Below are 15,932 nucleotides of genomic sequence, written 5' to 3'. Positions count from 1 at the left end.
CACCCGCACCCGTCAGAGCGCCGGTGTGGGCTTGCGGCGTATCCCCCAGACGGCGAGCACGATCGTCCCGACCACGCTGATCGCGGTGAACACCGGCAGCCCAGCCGCGGTGATGAACGGGACCGACAGCGCGGTGAGCAGGCCGCCGCCGAGGAACGGCTCGTACGGGAGCTGCTTGTAGCCGTAGTCGTCGGCCGTGCTCGTGGCGCGCCGCGGGTCCACCATGTCGGCCAGGACGAAGCCGGTCGCGACGTTGCCCTGCGACTGACCGAAGTCCGCGATCGCGTGCTCGAACCAGTTGCGCCGGTGGAACGCCTTGCCCCACCACAGCAGCGTGACGGTGCTCCAGAGCACGCCGATCACCGTGAACACGACGACCGCGGGGACGTTCGAGCCGATCGTCGCGAGCGACATCGTGCCGATCGCGCACACGACGAGGGTGTCGAGCGCGATCGCGGAGATGCCGGACACCGCACGCTTGTCGATCTTGGCCGCCTGCCCCGTACGGGTCGCGACACCCTGCACGACGAGCCCGCCGATGACCGTGAGCGGGAACAGCGGGAACGAGTCGAAGACGTCCGTGCCCAGTGCGCCGGCCACCCACCGCAGCGTCCACAGCAGGGCGATCGCGATGAGGATCGCGATCGAGATCAACGCGAACGCGAGGGGCATGGCGTGCATGCCGCCGTCCTCGGTCTCGTGCTCGTCGGCCGGGGCGATCCGCACGCGGTCGACGTCGAGGTCGTCGGAGGCCGGGGACGGTGGCGTGTCGCGCGCGACCGTGACCGCGGGACTGCGCACCGCCCACCGCACCAGCGCGGAGCCGACGACCACCCCCGAGATCATGCTGATCGTCGCCAGGCCCAGGCCGATGTCCACGACCTCGGGGGCGCCCGCGTCGGCGAGCAGCTGGCCCATCCCGGCGATCGTGCCGTGGCCGCCCGCGAAGGACATCTCGAGCAGCGAGCCCGCCTCGGGCGCGAGGCCGAACACGGGTCCGAGCAGCAGGAGCACCGCGAGCCCGCCGAGCGCGAACTGGCCGAACGACAGGAACGAGCCGAAGATCGCGTGCGGCGCGGCCGCGGTCCACAGCTTGCGCGCGCCGGGCAGGGTCTTGCCGATCATGATCGCGCCGAACACGACGTTGATCATCAGACCCGGAAGCACGCGCCAGACGTCGATCACGGACTGCGGGAAGACGCCCTGGGTGTCCGTGAGCTCACCGAGCACCTGCGGACCGAGCAGGAGCACGACGAAACCCGCGACGACGCTCGCGGGGATGAAGAGCGCCCGCAGGAACGGCACGTACCGGCGGACCAACCAGCCGACCCAGAACATGAGCCCGAGCAGCACGATCGCGAACCCGACGGCCTGCGCGTCACTCAGTCGCTCCAGCATGACGGCAAACTAGCTGTCGGGTCCGTCGGCCGGTCGCCGTGGTCCGACGCGGTTCCGGTCCTCGCGCGGCGGCTCACGTTTCGGTCGGGTGGGACGACTACCGGGTGATGAAGATGAAGAGTCCGTTCGAGCATGCTGTCCAGCAGCACGGAGCGACCGTGCTGCGGGTCTGCCGCGCCGCCCTGGGACCGGGAGCGGACGCCGACGACGCCTGGTCCGAGACCTTCCTCGCGGCGCTGCGGGCCTGGCCGGACCTCGACGACGGCGTGAACGTCGAGGCGTGGCTCGTGCGCGTCGCGCAGCGTCGGACGATCGACGTGCTGCGTTCCCGGGCACGGCACCCGGTCCCGACGAGCGAGGTGCCCGACTCGACCGCGTCCCGCGGGGATCCGGGCGAGCACGACCACGACATCTGGCGGGAGGTCGCCACGCTGCCCGAACGGCAGCGGCTCGCGATCGCCTACCACTACCTCGGCGGGCTCCCCCACACCGAGACCGCGGAGCTCGTCGGGGGTACGCCGGAGGCCGTCCGGCGCGCGGCGTCCGACGGCCTGACAGCACTCCGACGACGAATGACGGGCGAACCGGGAGGACCGACGAGATGACCGACATGACTGACCAGACCGGCGCGGACATCAGCTGGGGCGCGCAGTTCGCCGTCGAGATGGACGACCTCGCGCGGCTGCACGGCGACCTGAGCGCGCGCGCGGAACGTGACGGTGTGCTCGAGATCGCCTACCGGACACTGGACTCCCCCGTCGGGACGCTCCTGCTGGCGGCGACGGAGCGAGGCCTGGTGCGCGTCGCTTTCGAGCGCGAGGGGTTCGACGACGTGCTGTCCACGCTCGCGGCACGTCTGAGCCCGCGCGTGCTCGAGGCGCCCGCACGGCTCGAGCAGGCCGCGCTGGAACTCGACGAGTACTTTGCCGGCGCGCGGCGCGCGTTCGACCTGCCGCTCGACGACCGACTCTCGAGCGGCTTCCGGCAGATCGTCCAGCAGTACCTGCCGCTGATCACCTACGGCCACACGCTGAGCTACGGCGAGGTCGCGGACCGGGTCGGCCGGCCACGGGCGGTGCGGGCGGTCGGCACGGCGTGCGCGACCAACCCGCTGCCGGTCGTCGTGCCGTGCCATCGCGTGCTGCGCTCCGACGGCACTCTCGGCGGGTACGTCGGCGGCCTGGACGCCAAGACGGCGCTGCTCGAGCTCGAGCGGGTGGCGTGAGGGAACCCGATCCGGACGGGGCGACTACCCGGAACGGGTGGGGGCGGTCCTGCACGGCCACGTGCACCCTGGACACGGAGCGGTCCGGGTAGGTCGCTCGCGGCTCTCGACCGCGACACCCGGCCCTCGCCGACGTGTTTGGAGGTCATTCGTGCGCAAGGTGCGAGATGGACGGGGCTACATCAAGCCGATCATGATCGGCTCGCTCGTCGGGTCGCTGCTGCTGACCGCAGGATGCTCCGGAGACGGTGCGAGCGACCTGGAGAAGGCTCAGGCCCAGGTCAGCTCCAAGGAGAAGGCGCTCTCGGACGCGCAGGCGAGTGCCGAGTCGACGGGTGACGCGTTCTGCACGTCCGCCACGGACTACATCGAGGCGCTCGACCGGTACGGGGACGTCCTCACCCAGGACGCGGTCACGGTGGGCGACGTCGCGACCGCCGGTGCCGACCTGCAGGCGCCGCGCGCCGAGGTCGTCGCCGACGGAAGGTCCGCGACCGAGGCGAGCCAGGCCGTCGCGGCGGCACAGACCGAGCTCGACCAGGCGAACGCCGAGCTCGCGGCGATCCAGGCCGGCACGTCCGGCACGCCGGCGCCGGTGCCCGAGGTGACGGAGGCGTCGGCCGTGCCGATCGCTCCCGCCGACTCGGTCGCGCGCGTGCAGCAGGCCGACGAGGAGTTCACCGCCGTCCAGGAGGGCATTGGCGAGGACACGCCGCTCGCGCAGGCGTCGCAGCAGTTCAACGCTGCTGCCGTCGCGCTCGAGATGTCGTGGCTCCGCCTGGTCGCGGACGCCGGCTGCCTCTCGGACGACCAGCTCGCGAGCGCGCAGGCGGCGGCCTCGCAGTACACGGCCGCGCTGCAGCAGTCGCTCAAGGACGCGGGCTTCTACGAGGGTGAGGTCGACGGCATCTACGGCCCGCAGACCGTCACCGCCGTCGAGGCGCTCCAGCAGGCGAACGGCCTGCCGGTCACCGGCTCCGTCGACAAGGCGACCAACGCCGCGCTGCAGTCCGCACTGCTCGCCAAGGGCGGCGCCGCGGCGCAGTCCGAGCTGATCGCCACGAGCGCACTGCAGCAGACCCTGCACCTCGCCGGCTACTGGGACGGCCCGATCGACGGCCAGTGGACGCCCGAGCTGACCGAGGCGGTCATGCAGCTGCAGACCGACCTCGGCGTCGAGCCGACGGGCGTGGTCGACGCCGCGACCGTCGCCGCGTTCGACGAGGCGCTCGCCGGGCTCGTCGACCCCGTCGAGCCGACCGAGGAGCCGGAGCCGACCGAGGACCCCGAGCCCACCGAGGCACCGGAGACCCCGGAGCCCACCGCGACGGCCTGAGCCGCAGTCCCGGTACGGGCCGCGCCTGGTCGCTGGGAGATCAGGCGCGGCTCGTCCCGTACCAGATGAGCAACGAGACGACGATCAGCGCGACGATCGTCGCGGCCATGATCTTGGGCACGCTGTACGGGCGCTGACCGACGACCTCGCCCGTGTTGGCGTTGATCGTCACCTGCCACTGCCGGCCGGCGTACATGAACGTCGCGATCCAGATGGGCAGCAGGATCAGCTTGAACATCAGCTGGTCGTACCGGGTGTTCACGTGGTGCACCTGCTGCTCGTCGCCGCCGATGTCCCGCTTGACCTCGTCCCGGATCTCCCCGTCCATCTGCGCCTGCGCCTGCGGCAGTGCTGCCTGCGGGTCGACGTCGTAACGCACCGCAGAGTGGCCGAGCAGGTACTCGGGCTGGTAGGGCTCGACGGCGTCGAGCGACCAGGGACCGAGCTTCTCGACTCGATCGGTCGGCAGCGTCGTCGACCCCGGCACGAGGACGTCGTCGAAGGACAGCTCGACGGTCCCGCGCGCGCCGTACCACCGGGTCTTGCGGACCTGCTGGTCGCCCTCCTTCACCCAGTAGTGCTCGCCGCGCTGGCCCGTGTAGTCCGACGTCGTCTCCGCGTCGAAGGTCCAGTGCGGCAGGTAGGTGCCCTGCAACGACTCCGTGTCGCCGACCTTCTTGAGCGCGCCCGGCGCGAACCACCGCGACCGCACCCAGGAGCGGAACTGGTCGCGCGCCGCGGGTCCGTCGACCTGGAACGGCAGCACACCCTCCGGCACGATCACGCCCGCGGGGTTGGTGACCGAGACGAGCGCTCCACCGCAGAACTGGCAGCTCCCCGCGACGTCCTTGGTCTCAGTGCTCGCGCCGCAGCCCTGGCAGCGCAGCACCTGCCCACCGATCGACGCGACCTCGTACCGGCCGTGGTCGGCGACCCAGTGCGCGTACGAGTGCTCCTCGACCACGTGGTCCTGCGGGCGGGCGATCTCCACCCGGTTGCCGCACGACCCGCACTCGAGCAATCGGGTCCCGGGGGCGTAGGCGAGCTGCGCCCCGCAGACGGAGCACCGGCCCTGCAGCACGGTCGCCTCGGGTGCTGCAGGCGGAGCGCCCCACGACGTGTCGGAGGCAGCCGCCGGCGCGAGGTCCGGCGGGTTGAGGTCGTCCGACATCGGGTCAGGCTCCTGTGCTCGGGCCAGCCGGCGGCAGCGGTGGCGGGACGGCCGCGAACAGGTGCGTGAGCGCGGGGACGTCCCCGGCCGGTGTCCACGCGGCGAGGCCCTGCTTCCAGACGAGCGTGTCGCGCGCGATCTCGCCGGCGTTCACCTTGACCGCAAGGTCCTCGGGCGGCAGCGGACCGGTCTGGGCGCCGCCGACCGCGTAGAACCACACCTCGTCCTGGACGGGCAGCGGCGGCGGGCCGCCGGTCGGAGCCCCACCCGAGGCGCCGGGCCGGTTCGCGGCCTGGATCGACTGCGCCATCTGCGTGCCCATCGCCATGCCCATGCCGAGCCCCATGCCCTCGCCGGCGCCGCCCGGGTTGTTCGCAGCGTCGCCGATCGCGGTGGCGGTCTGGAACTTGGTGAACTGGTCGAGGTCGCCGAGCACGCCCATCTGGGTGCGCTTGTCGAGAGCAGCCTCGACCTCCGGCGGCAGCGAGACGTTCTCGATGACGAACCGCGTGATCGTGACGCCGTACTCCGAGAGCTCGGCGGTCAGCGCGGGCGCCAGGGTCTCGGACAGCGAGAGCTGGTGGGCCGCAAGGTCGAGCATCGCGACGCCGGAGGTCGCGAGCGCGGGTGCGAGGTGCGCGATGACGTTCTGCCGGAAGAACTCGCCGATCTCGTCGGTCCGGAAGTTCGAGTCGGTCCCGACGAGCTGGCGCAGCAGCGCCGAGGGGTCGGTGACCTTCAGCGCGTAGGTGCCGAACGCGCGCAGGCGGACCATCCCGAACTCCGGGTCGCGCATCGTGATCGGGTTCTGCGTGCCCCACTTGAAGTCCGTGAACTGGCGGGTCGCAACGAAGTAGACCTCCGCCTTGAACGGCGAGTTGAAGCCGTACTTCCAGCCCTTGAGCGTGGTGAGGATCGGCAGGTTCTTGGTCTCGAGGACGTAGCGGCCGGGGCCGAACACGTCCGCGATCTGGCCCTCGTTCTCGAAGACCGCGATCTGCCCCTCACGCACGACGAGCTGCGCCTGGTTCTTGATCTCGTTGCCCTGCCGGGGAAACCTCCACACGATCGTGTCCCGGCTGTCGTCCAGGAACTCGATGATGTCGATCAGCTGCCCGCGCAGCTTGTCCACGAAGCTCATGCCCACCCTTTCGTCGCGGTCCCCCCGACCCTAGAGCCCCGCCCCCCTCGCGCCCACCCCTTCCACGCCCATCTCACCCCCCACCCGCCCAGCCCCGCCCCCGGACGCACGCCCGTACCGTTCACCGTGCTCACGCGGGCCTCACACGTGCGCGCCCGGCTCCGGCCCTCGCTGCGCACGGCGCCCCGCCACCACTTCGCCTGAGCCGCTACGCCGTCGCCTCGGGTGCGACCGGGCGTTGCATGAGCACGACGAGGTAGCCCGGCCGATCGGTCTCGGCGACGGGCTCGAAGCCCCAGGAGCCGTAGAGCGCGTCGAGGTGCGGGTTGGACGAGCGGTGGTCGAGGCGCAGCCACGCGACACCCTCGGCGGCGGCGCGTCGGCCCGCCCACTCGACGAGACCCCGTCCGAGCCCGGACCCCGACGCGCGGCGGTCGACCATCAGCCCGTGGACGTACAGCGCGGGCGTGTCGTCGTCGCCCCAGTAGTCCGGGTCCGTACGCACGATCCGCACCGCCGCGACGACGCCCGCATCGTCCCGCAGCACCCACCACTGGCCATCCGCTACCCCGGCCGCAATCCGCGCGGCGGACTGCGACCCGACGGGCCACTGCTCGATCCCGTGCGCGGTCATCCAGTCCTCGAGCGACCGCCGCAACGCATGGATCGCCGCGACATCGCCCGCGCTCGCCCGCTCCGGCTCCCCCGTCACCTGCTCCGGCTCCCCCGTCACCCGCTCCGGCCCCGTCACCCCCGGGACCCTACCCACCCACTCTCACCCCCGCCGCCACGCTGACGCCCCCCCACCCCGGCACCCCCGCCGCTGGCGCCTGCGGACCGCCCGAGCATCGACGGACACCCGCAACGCCCACGGACCCTGCCACCGCACGGTCCACCGACGCTCCCACTGTCCGCAGACGAAACAGCGGTCCGCAGACGTCGCCGGGTCCGTGGATGTCGCGGGGGTCCGTGGATCGAGCGATGGGTACCGGAGGCGGGGTGCCCGCGGCGGGTGCCGGAGCGCGGGTGCCTGCGGCGGGTGCTTGCGGCGGGGGTGGTGGAGCGCGGGTGCTGGTGTTGCGGTCAGCGGGGGTGGGTGGGGTGGGACGGGCTGGACTGGGGAGCGGGGTGGGTGGCGGTGGCGAGGAGGGTGTCGACGGCGCGGTGGTAGGCGGCCGGCTGGTCGCGCCGGACGCAGTGGCCGGCCCCCGGGATCGCGGCGGTGCGCACCAGCGGGTTGTCCACGCGGCGGGGTGCCATCGGCGCATCGACCGGCACGACGAGCAGCGTCGGCACGGTGAGCGCCGCGAACAGCTCCTCCCAGGCGCCGTCACCGAGGTAGCTGCCTCGTCGGACGTACTCGCGGTCCACCAGCGGCTTGCACTGCGCCCAGGCATCCACCTCGGCGCGGCTCCACGACGTCTCGCGCAGCATCCGCTCGACCTGCCCGGCCTGGTCCGCCATGTCGTCGAGGAACCGTTCGGTCGGCGCGACGAACTCGGGGTTCGGCACGCGTGAGCCGCTGGGCTGCGTCGGGTCCTCGAGCACGAGCGCCCACACGCGGTCGGGCCGGGCGAGCGCAGCGCGCAGCGCGAACAGTCCGCCCAGCGAGTGCCCGACGAGCGCGGCGGGGCCGGGCACGGCATCGAGCACCGCCAGCACGTCGGCGAGCATCACCTCAGGGCTGCGCGCCAGCTCGTCCTCCGTGAACCGCGGCGACGCGCCGTGCCCGCGCAGGTCCGGAGCGTGCACGTCCCACGCGCCACCCCAGTGCTCGACGAGGTCGGGCCAGGTGGTGCCGGCCTCGGTGAGCCCGTGCAGCAGCACGACCGGCCGGGCCGCTGGATTTCCGTACCGATGCACGACGAGTCCGCTCACGCCCCGAGCGTAGGCGCGCCGCACCCGCCGAGTGCGCCAGAAGGACGTCACTGCGCCAGCAGGACCTGACGTCCTCGCGTCAGGCTGACGAACTCGGCGGCGGTGGCGGGGGCGGGGGCGGTGGTACGGGTGGTGGGGTGGGTCAGGGGTTCGGGGATGCCAGGAGGCGGCGGACGCCCAGGCGGGCCAGGAGCAGCGTGAGGATCAGTGCCGTGACCAGGAAGAACCCGTCGAGATCGACCGCATCACCGAAGACGACGTCCACCAGCTCGAGCACGACGAACTTCGATCCGGGAAGCAGCACCAGGAGCAGGAGCGCGCTCGTGACCTTGCCGGCCGTCGTCGTCGCGTCCGCGAACCGGCCCTTGACGCGTCGCTTCAGCGCGAGCACCGCCTCGAGCACGAGCTTGAGCAGCAGCGCGACGAGCAGCGACATGGCGAACGACTCGGTGATGACCTGTGGCACGAACTGCGTCGCCAGGTTCAGCACGACGACGTACACGAACCAGTCGACGACGTGCTCAGGGCCGATGCGCCGCTGCACAGCCGCCTCCTCGTCGTCGCCCGCGCGCGGGTGCCGCGCGACCCGACGGTGACGCTACAGGTCGTCGGGCATCTCGACGATCACCGCGGCACCAGACCTGTCGCCGGGTCACGGTCGGTCACGCACAGGCTCGGTCCGGCCGGTGGGTCGAGCACCGTCCAGGCCGGTCCCAGCGCCGCGACGCCCGCACCCAGCGCGACGAGCCGCGCGACCTCCGCCGGGCGGTCGTCGGTCGCGACGTCGACATGCCCGCTCGTCGGACCCTCGTCCTTGCGTTGCAGCAGCACGCGCACCGGCAGCGACGAAGGTGTGTGCAGCCGCACCATCCCCGGGCGGGACGCGGGCGCCGCGGGCCACCCCGTGAGCCTCGGCCAGAACGCGACCTCGTCGTCCCAGCGGTCGGGGGTCACGTCGATCGTGAGCTGGTCCGCGATCGAACGGTGCCCGTCGGCCAGGCGCACAGGAGGCGTCCGGCTCGCCGCGTCGTCGTCCGCCTGCAGCCCGACGAGGCAGAACGGGAACCCGCCGGGCGAGCGCAGCACCACGTGCCCCGGGCGGGCCACGACGCTCGCCCCGGCGCCGGTCGCGAGCGCCGTCGCGTCGTCGAGGTCGGGCACGTGCAGGTCCAGGTGCACGCCGGAGGGCCCGGCGCCGAGCCGCTGCACGCGCAGGTACGCGGCGCCCGACGCCGGCAGCAGAGTCGCGAACTCGTCGTGCGCGCCCCGGCTCGCCGACAGTGCCGCCCCGGTGAGCGCGGCCCAGAACACCGCGCCCGCGGCGTGCTCGTCGGGAGCGAGGTCGACGAAGACCGTCAGCCAACCCGCGCGCACGCCGCTCGTCGCGCTCCCCGTACCGTCCGGCACGCCCACTCAGTGCGCCCCGACCTCACGCAGCCAGCCGAACCGGTCGGGGACCGTTCCGAACTGCATGCCCGTGAGCTCCGCGTGCAACCGCCGCGCCACCGGACCGAAGCCGACCGTCGGCGTCTCGACCACCGCGTCCGCCGACACGAGCCGGACGACCGGTGTGATCACCGCGGCGGTGCCGGTCGCGAACACCTCGGTCAGCTCACCCGACGCGGCGAGCCGCGTCCACTCGTCGACCCCGAACGGCCGCTCCTGCGTCGCGTACCCGAGGTCGGCGGCGAGCCTCAGCACCGAGTCGCGCGTGACGCCCTCGAGGATCGTGCCGGTCGTCGGCGGCGTGACGAGCGTGCCGTCGGCGAGCACGGCGAACAGGTTCATGCTGCCCGCCTCCTCGACCCAGCGGCCCGTCTCCGCGTCGGTGAACAGCACCTGGGCGCAGCCGTGCTCCGCCGCCTCCTGCTGCGCGACGAGCGACGCCGCGTAGTTGCCGCCGCACTTGGCGGCCCCCGTCCCGCCGCGGCCGGCCCGCGAGTACGTCGTCGAGAGCCACAACGAGATGCCGTCCACGCCGGCGTGGAAGTACGCGCCCGCCGGGCTCGCGATCACGCCGAACAGCGCAGCGTCCGCCGCGCGCACACCCAGGAACGCCTCGGACGCGACGACGAACGGCCGCAGGTACAGGCTGTCACCCGGGCCGCTCGGGACCCACGCGTGGTCGGCCGCGACGAGCGCATCGACCGCCGCGTGGAACAGGCCCTCCGGCACCTCCGGCAGCGCCAGCCGCCGCGCCGACCGACGCAGCCGTACGGCGTTGCGGTCCGGGCGGAACGCGACCAGCCTGCCGTCGGGGTGGCGATAGACCTTGAGCCCCTCGAACACCTCCTGGCCGTAGTGCAGCACCGCGGCCGCGGGGTGCAGTGGGAGCGGCCCGAGCGGGACCAGGCGCGGGTCCGTCCAGCCGGCGTCACGCGTCCAGTCGACCAGCACCATGTGATCGGTGAAGCACGTGCCGAACGCCGGCGCGCGCAACGCCTGCGTGCGCTTCTCGTCGGACGCGGGGGACGGGTGCGGCTCGGTGCGCACGAGCGCTGACCAGTCGGTCGGGTGCTCGCTCGTCGCGTGCGTGGTCGTGGTCAAAGGGGGTGCTCCGGGCGTCGGGGACGGGCGACACCCGATTGGACACCCCGGCACCCACACGCGTCACGGTCCACTCGCCGGAAAGTGGCTCGCCCGGAGCGGGCCCGACGAGAGGCGCGGCGTGCGTAGGGTCGGACCCATGACCCGGCAGACGATCGAGCTCGAGTCGCTCGCGGAGCTCGACGACCACCTCGCGGAGACGCTCCACCGGCTCGGGCGGCCGTCGCTGCGGGGCGCCATGGTGCAGTCCGTCGACCTGTCGGGGCGGTCCTCGGTGCTCGCCGAGTGCGACGTCGCCGGTGCGGTCCTGCTGGGGTGCGCGCTGGCCGACGACGTCGAGTCGGAGCTGCGGGCACGCGGCGCGCTCGTCTTCCCGATGCTGCCCGACCTGCCCTTCAACCCCTACCGTTCGACGCTCTACGACGCCGATGCGCTGTTCGGCGACGGTCCGTACGCGCAGTCGCTGGACGGGATCGTCTACGCGTGGTCGCGGGAGTGGCGGACCACGCGCGACCTGCGCGGTTCGCTGGCCGGCACCCTGCACGACCACTCGATCACCGACGCGCTGGACGACCTCATGCTCGGCATCGAGCCGGCGCGGGTCGTCGGGGTCATGGGCGGCCACGACGTGCACCGCAGCACGCCCGCATTCGCGGACGCCGCGCGGCTCGGCCGGGACCTGACCCGCGCGGGCTACACCGTGCTCACCGGCGGTGGCCCCGGCGCGATGGAGGCGGTCAACCTCGGCGCGTATCTGTCCGGGTTCGACGACGACGCGCTCGACGACCCGCAGCGCGGGGCGCTCGCCCTGCTCTCCGCCGCCCCGACCTTCGCCGGCCCCGGCGGGATCGACGCGTGGGTCGACGCAGCCCGCGCGGTGCGTCGGGCGTACCCCCCGGCCCGCGCCGGCCGATCCGTGGGCATCCCCACGTGGTTCTACGGCCACGAACCGCCGAACCTGTTCGCCACGGACATCGCCAAGTACTTCATCAACTCCGTCCGCGAGGACACGCTGCTGCACCGCTGCCGTGGCGGGATCGTCGTGCTGCCGGGCGCCGCCGGCACCGTCCAGGAGATCTTCCAGGCGTCGACCGAGAACTACTACGCGGCGCAGCGCGCCCTGGTCGCGCCGCTCGTGCTCGTCGGGACCGAGCAGTGGATGACGAACCTGCCCGTCTGGCCGCTGCTCACCGCGCTCGGCGCCGGCCGCACCATGGGCGAGCGCCTCCACCTCGTCGCCGACGTCACCGCCGTCCTCCCCACCCTCACCTCGGTGAGGTAGCCGACCCGGGCCGCGACGTCGATCCGCACGCCGTCGAGCGCCCGTCGCTGCAGGCCCGGCCCTCTGACCCACGCCCCGCGCCGCCACCCGCCCACCGCCCGCACCCCGGCGGCCCTCTGCCCCGCCCCCCGCACGTCTACGGACCCCGCGAACGTCCACGGACCCCGCCACGGAGCTGTCCGCAGATGCGCCGGCAGGCCGCGGACGCTGCGGCAGGCCGGGGACGGTCCGGCTGTCCGGGGGTGCGCTCGCGCGCGTCGGGTGGGGGCTGTCAGGGTGGGCGCGTGATCGAGATGCTCATCGTGACGGTGGCGGCGTTGGTGGTGATCGCGGCCGCGACCGTCGCGGGGCCGCGGATGGGTGTCGCTGCGCCGCTCGTGCTCGTCGTCGTCGGCGTCGCGGTCAGCTTCGTGCCCGCGTTCGACTCCGTCCACATCGACCCCGAGCTGATCCTCGCGGGCGTGCTGCCACCGCTGCTGTACTCGGCGGCGGTGTCGATGCCGACGATGAACTTCCGGCGCGAGTTCGGGGCGATCAGCGGGTTGTCGGTCATCCTCGTCGTGCTGAGCTCGCTGGTGCTGGGGCTGTTCTTCATGCTCGTCCTGCCCGAGCTGGGGTTCGCGTGGGGCGTCGCGCTCGGCGCGATCGTCAGCCCGACGGACGCCGTCGCGACGTCGATCATCAAGCGCCAGCCGGTGTCCAGGCGCGTCGTCGCGATGCTCGACGGCGAGAGCCTGCTCAACGACGCGACGGCGCTCGTCCTGCTGCGCACCGCGATCGTCGCGACGGCGGCGTCGTTCTCGTTCTGGCGTGTCGCCGCGTCCTTCTCGTACTCGGTCCTCGTCGCGCTCGTCGTCGGCGGGGTCGTCGGTTGGCTCAACCTCGTCGTCCGCAAGCGCGTGCACGACCCGGCGGTGAACACGCTGCTGTCCTTCACGGTGCCGTTCGTCGCATCGATCCCCGCGGAGCTCCTGAACGCGTCCGGGCTGGTCGCGGCCGTGGTGGCCGGGCTGCTCACGGGGATCCGCGCGCCGCGCGAGCTGTCGCCGCAGCACCGCCTCTCGGACAAGCAGAACTGGCGCACGGTCGAGCTGGTCCTCGAGGGTGCAGTGTTCCTGACGATGGGCGTGCAGCTGCGGGCGGTCGTGACGGACGTGCAGCAGGACCACGCGGGGGTGGGCGCCGCGGTGCTCGTCGCGATCGGCGCGCTCGTCCTGACGATCCTCGTGCGGGCCGCGTACGTCGCGCCGCTGCTGGGCATCCTCGCCCGCCGCGCCCGCCGGTCCGAGCGGCTGCAGTCGAAGCTCGAGACGATGCAGACGAGGATGCAGACCTCGGCGGGCAAGCAGGAGACGCTCGAGAGGCTCAACGCCCGGAGCCGCCGCACCGTCACCGACCGCGACCTCGAACGGTTCGCCGTGCGGATCACGCGCGGGCTCGCCGACCTCGACTACTTCCGTCGCGAGCCGCTGGGCTGGCGCGAGGGCACGGTCGTGGTGTGGGCCGGGATGCGCGGGGCCGTCACCGTCGCCGCCGCGCAGACCCTTCCCGACGACACACCGCAGCGAGCCGTCCTCGTGCTCATCGCCTTCGCGGTGGCGACGATGTCGCTCGTCGTGCAGGGCGGCACCATCGGCCCGCTGGTGCGCCACCTGCGGACCGACGTCGACCAGGAGGCGGTCGACGAGCAGAACGAGGCCGAGCGCACGCGCCTGTTCGACCTGCTGCGCGAGGGGGCCGCGACCGTGCGCGAGCCGACGATCCCCGAGTCCGCGCCCCGTCCGGAGCGGTTCGCGCAGCAGCGGACCTACCGGCTCGCCGTGCTCGCGGCCCAGCGCACCGCGCTGCTCGACGCGCGCGACAACGGCACGTTCGACTCCGACGTCCTCGAGAACGCGCTGGCCAACGTCGACGCCGACCAGACCGCGATCGAGCTGCGCAGCAAGCTCGCGGCCTGACCACAGCCCGCGCCCGCGCCTCGCCTGTGGACAAACCGGGGCAGGACGGGCGCGCCCGCCGCTAACCTCTGGGCGCGCCGACAGGCGTGACGACGACGAGCGCCAGGGGGCGACGACCGTGACGACCACACCCGAGCAGACCTCGACCTTCCCCACGTCCGACGAGGTGCCGGACGGCACGGGCACCCGGCGCCGGCCGTGGTTCGTCGCCGCCGGCGTCGCGATCGCCGTGACTCTCGCCGCGGCCGTCGTCGCGATGCACGGACGGCCCACGTCCGACGTCGCACTCGCCACGGCGTTCCCGGACGCCGGCCTGCGCCGGTGCGTGGCGCAGGCCCTGGGCGCGTCGGACGAGGCCGCCGTTCCACGCGCCGACCTCGCCGCGCTGGAGGCCCTGACCTGCAGCGGCCGGTCGCACGCGGTGACGAGCCTCGTCGGGCTGGAGACGCTCGACTCCGTGCGCTCGCTCGCCCTCGCCGACGTGGCGGCCTCCGACCTGTCCCCCGCGAGCGCGCTGGGTCACCTGGCGACGCTCGAGCTGTCCCGGACGGCGATCACGGACCTCACGCCCGTCGCCGACCTGCCCGACCTCGAGACGCTGCTGATCGCCGGCGGCGCGACGACCGAGCCACCGGCGCTCGACAGCCTCGGCGAGCTGACCTCGCTGCGCACGCTCGAGCTCCGCAGTGCGGCGCTCGCGGACCTCGCTCCCGTCGGACGGCTCACAGGGCTCACGGGTCTGACGCTCGACGGGGTCGGCGTCGCGGACCTCACGCCGTTGGCGCACCTGACCGCGCTGACGTCGCTCGACCTGCTCGCGTCGCCCGCCGCGGACATCGGCCCGATCGGCGGCCTGGCCGGCCTGACCGAGCTGTCGCTGCGGGGGTCGGCGGTCGCCGACCTCGGGCCGCTCGCCGGTCTGACCGACCTCACCCTCCTCGACATCTCCCAGACGCCGGTGACGGACCTCGCACCGCTCGCCGGGCTGACGTCGCTCACCTCGCTGGACGCCGCGCACACCCGGGCGCAGTCGCTCGCCCCGCTCGCCGGACTCACCGCGCTCACGACGCTCGACGCCTCGTCGGCCCCCGTCAGGACCGTGCAGCCGTTGGCCGGACTGACGTCGCTGACGACGCTCGACATCAGCTCGACGGGCGTCGACGACCTCGCTCCGCTGGCCACGCTCGGCGCACTGACGAGCCTCGACGCGTCGAGCACCCAGCTCCCGGACCTCTCGTCCGTCGGCGCGCTCGTGTCCCTCACCAGGCTCGACGTCTGGGGGATCGACCGTGTCATGGACCTGACGCCGCTGTCGTCGCTCACCTCGCTGACCGAGCTCACCCTCCCCGAGGTCGGTCAGTCCTTCTACTACGACGAGCTCCCGCCGGTGGACCTGACGCCCCTCGGCGGGCTCACCGAGCTCACGACGCTCCGGTTGTCCGGGGAGACGGTCGACGACGTGACCCCCCTCGCACCGCTCGACAAGCTCACGTCGTTGACGATCAGCCGCACGTCGGTCGAGGACCTGTCGCCGCTCGTCGGTCTGCCGCTCGAGGAGCTCGACGTGACGTCGACCTGGTTGGACGACTTCGCTGCCGTCGGCAGGATGACGACGCTCACCACGCTCACCGCCGCGCTGAGCTCGATCGACCTCGAGGACATCGCCGACCTGCCGAACCTCCAGGTGCTGGACCTGTCGAACTCCATGGTCAAGGGGGTCCCGGCGCTGGCCCGTGCGCGTTCGCTCGTGGATCTCGACCTGTCGGGGACCTACGTCACCGACATCGGCGCGCTCGCCGGCCTGCCGGAGCTGCGCACGGTCGACGTGAGCGCGTCGTGGGTCATCTCGGTGACTCCGCTCGCCACGTGCCCTCGGCTGGAGCGGGTCGTGCTCTCCGCCTCGAGCAGCGCATCGGGGCGCGGGTCCCTCGCCACCGTCGAGGGCCTCACCGTCGTCGACCGCTCGGGCCGCTGAGGGTGCCGACGACCACCGGGC

At 73.1% G+C, this 15,932-nt stretch carries 14 protein-coding genes; 6 read left to right on the top strand and 8 right to left on the bottom strand.

Translation table 11 applies throughout. The features are described 5' to 3' along the window. Positions 1 to 12: 12 nt before the first annotated feature. A complete protein-coding gene (locus CCO02nite_RS13220; protein WP_146843625.1) occupies positions 13 to 1,398 on the bottom strand; it encodes a sodium/glutamate symporter in 1,386 nt (461 codons plus the stop codon). A 113-nt stretch (positions 1,399 to 1,511) separates the two neighbouring features. Here CCO02nite_RS13220 and CCO02nite_RS13215 point away from each other — a divergent pair, with 113 nt between their 5' ends. The 3 genes from CCO02nite_RS13215 to CCO02nite_RS13205 all read left to right on the top strand — a co-directional run bounded on the left by CCO02nite_RS13215 (position 1,512) and on the right by CCO02nite_RS13205 (position 3,959). Beyond that, complete coding sequence (locus CCO02nite_RS13215; protein ID WP_146843624.1) at positions 1,512 to 2,003, top strand: RNA polymerase sigma factor; 492 nt, start codon at positions 1,512 to 1,514, stop codon at positions 2,001 to 2,003. Next, positions 2,000 to 2,623, top strand: a complete 624-nt coding sequence (locus tag CCO02nite_RS13210; protein ID WP_146843623.1) for a methylated-DNA--[protein]-cysteine S-methyltransferase — start codon at positions 2,000 to 2,002, stop codon at positions 2,621 to 2,623. The genes CCO02nite_RS13215 and CCO02nite_RS13210 overlap by 4 nt, the downstream gene beginning before the upstream one ends. A 151-nt stretch (positions 2,624 to 2,774) precedes the next feature. After that, on the top strand, positions 2,775 to 3,959 hold the full coding sequence (locus CCO02nite_RS13205; protein WP_246117544.1) for a peptidoglycan-binding domain-containing protein: 1,185 nt from the start codon (positions 2,775 to 2,777) through the stop codon (positions 3,957 to 3,959). Between the two features lie 40 nt (positions 3,960 to 3,999). Here the strand turns inward: CCO02nite_RS13205 and CCO02nite_RS13200 are convergent, their stop codons facing one another. The 7 genes from CCO02nite_RS13200 to CCO02nite_RS13175 form a co-directional block, all read right to left on the bottom strand. Beyond that, positions 4,000 to 5,130, bottom strand: coding sequence for a TFIIB-type zinc ribbon-containing protein (locus tag CCO02nite_RS13200; protein WP_222593206.1), 1,131 nt, complete (start codon positions 5,128 to 5,130; stop codon positions 4,000 to 4,002). Between the two features lie 4 nt (positions 5,131 to 5,134). Continuing rightward, positions 5,135 to 6,271 (bottom strand): SPFH domain-containing protein, encoded by a 1,137-nt coding sequence (locus tag CCO02nite_RS13195; protein ID WP_146843622.1) that lies wholly within the window; start codon positions 6,269 to 6,271, stop codon positions 5,135 to 5,137. Positions 6,272 to 6,479: 208 nt separating this feature from the next. Continuing rightward, positions 6,480 to 7,022 carry a GNAT family N-acetyltransferase gene (locus CCO02nite_RS13190; RefSeq protein WP_281284605.1) on the bottom strand — a complete coding sequence of 181 codons (543 nt, stop codon included), beginning with the start codon at positions 7,020 to 7,022 and terminating at the stop codon, positions 6,480 to 6,482. Positions 7,023 to 7,354: 332 nt separating this feature from the next. Continuing rightward, positions 7,355 to 8,149 carry an alpha/beta fold hydrolase gene (locus CCO02nite_RS13185; protein WP_146843710.1) on the bottom strand — a complete coding sequence of 265 codons (795 nt, stop codon included), beginning with the start codon at positions 8,147 to 8,149 and terminating at the stop codon, positions 7,355 to 7,357. A gap of 142 nt (positions 8,150 to 8,291) precedes the next feature. Beyond that, positions 8,292 to 8,693 carry a hypothetical protein gene (locus tag CCO02nite_RS15770; protein ID WP_186812700.1) on the bottom strand — a complete coding sequence of 134 codons (402 nt, stop codon included), beginning with the start codon at positions 8,691 to 8,693 and terminating at the stop codon, positions 8,292 to 8,294. An 80-nt stretch (positions 8,694 to 8,773) separates the two neighbouring features. Continuing rightward, positions 8,774 to 9,556: a VOC family protein gene (locus CCO02nite_RS13180; protein ID WP_246117543.1), complete on the bottom strand. Its 783-nt coding sequence runs from the start codon at positions 9,554 to 9,556 to the stop codon at positions 8,774 to 8,776. A 6-nt stretch (positions 9,557 to 9,562) separates the two neighbouring features. Next, positions 9,563 to 10,696: a branched-chain amino acid aminotransferase gene (locus CCO02nite_RS13175; RefSeq protein ID WP_246117542.1), complete on the bottom strand. Its 1,134-nt coding sequence runs from the start codon at positions 10,694 to 10,696 to the stop codon at positions 9,563 to 9,565. A gap of 139 nt (positions 10,697 to 10,835) precedes the next feature. Here CCO02nite_RS13175 and CCO02nite_RS13170 point away from each other — a divergent pair, with 139 nt between their 5' ends. The 3 genes from CCO02nite_RS13170 (at position 10,836) to CCO02nite_RS13160 (ending at position 15,911) form a co-directional block, all read left to right on the top strand. Further along, positions 10,836 to 11,978 carry an LOG family protein gene (locus CCO02nite_RS13170; protein ID WP_146843621.1) on the top strand — a complete coding sequence of 381 codons (1,143 nt, stop codon included), beginning with the start codon at positions 10,836 to 10,838 and terminating at the stop codon, positions 11,976 to 11,978. Between the two features lie 293 nt (positions 11,979 to 12,271). Next, the gene (locus CCO02nite_RS13165; protein ID WP_246117551.1) at positions 12,272 to 13,936 is read left to right on the top strand and encodes a cation:proton antiporter; all 1,665 of its coding nucleotides are present in this window, start codon (positions 12,272 to 12,274) and stop codon (positions 13,934 to 13,936) included. Between the two features lie 118 nt (positions 13,937 to 14,054). Next, entirely contained in the window at positions 14,055 to 15,911 is a 1,857-nt protein-coding gene (locus CCO02nite_RS13160) for a leucine-rich repeat domain-containing protein (RefSeq protein WP_146843619.1), read from the top strand. The last annotated feature ends 21 nt before the right edge of the window (positions 15,912 to 15,932 follow it).

The organism is Cellulomonas composti (assembly GCF_007990245.1).
Classification (GTDB): domain Bacteria; phylum Actinomycetota; class Actinomycetes; order Actinomycetales; family Cellulomonadaceae; genus Cellulomonas; species Cellulomonas composti.
Note: the sequence above shows the minus strand (reverse complement) of the source record. Positions and strands in the feature narration are given on the sequence as shown.

What these genes read in the sequence shown, in the direction of transcription:
- CCO02nite_RS13220 (WP_146843625.1), bottom strand. Translation starts at nt 1,398, where the DNA reads ATGCTGGAGCGACTGAGTGACGCGCAGGCCGTCGGGTTCGCGATCGTG.
- CCO02nite_RS13215 (WP_146843624.1), top strand. Translation starts at nt 1,512, where the DNA reads ATGAAGAGTCCGTTCGAGCATGCTGTCCAGCAGCACGGAGCGACCGTG.
- CCO02nite_RS13210 (WP_146843623.1), top strand. Translation starts at nt 2,000, where the DNA reads ATGACCGACATGACTGACCAGACCGGCGCGGACATCAGCTGGGGCGCG.
- CCO02nite_RS13200 (WP_222593206.1), bottom strand. Translation starts at nt 5,130, where the DNA reads ATGTCGGACGACCTCAACCCGCCGGACCTCGCGCCGGCGGCTGCCTCC.
- CCO02nite_RS13195 (WP_146843622.1), bottom strand. Translation starts at nt 6,271, where the DNA reads ATGAGCTTCGTGGACAAGCTGCGCGGGCAGCTGATCGACATCATCGAG.
- CCO02nite_RS13170 (WP_146843621.1), top strand. Translation starts at nt 10,836, where the DNA reads ATGACCCGGCAGACGATCGAGCTCGAGTCGCTCGCGGAGCTCGACGAC.
- CCO02nite_RS13165 (WP_246117551.1), top strand. Translation starts at nt 12,272, where the DNA reads ATGCTCATCGTGACGGTGGCGGCGTTGGTGGTGATCGCGGCCGCGACC.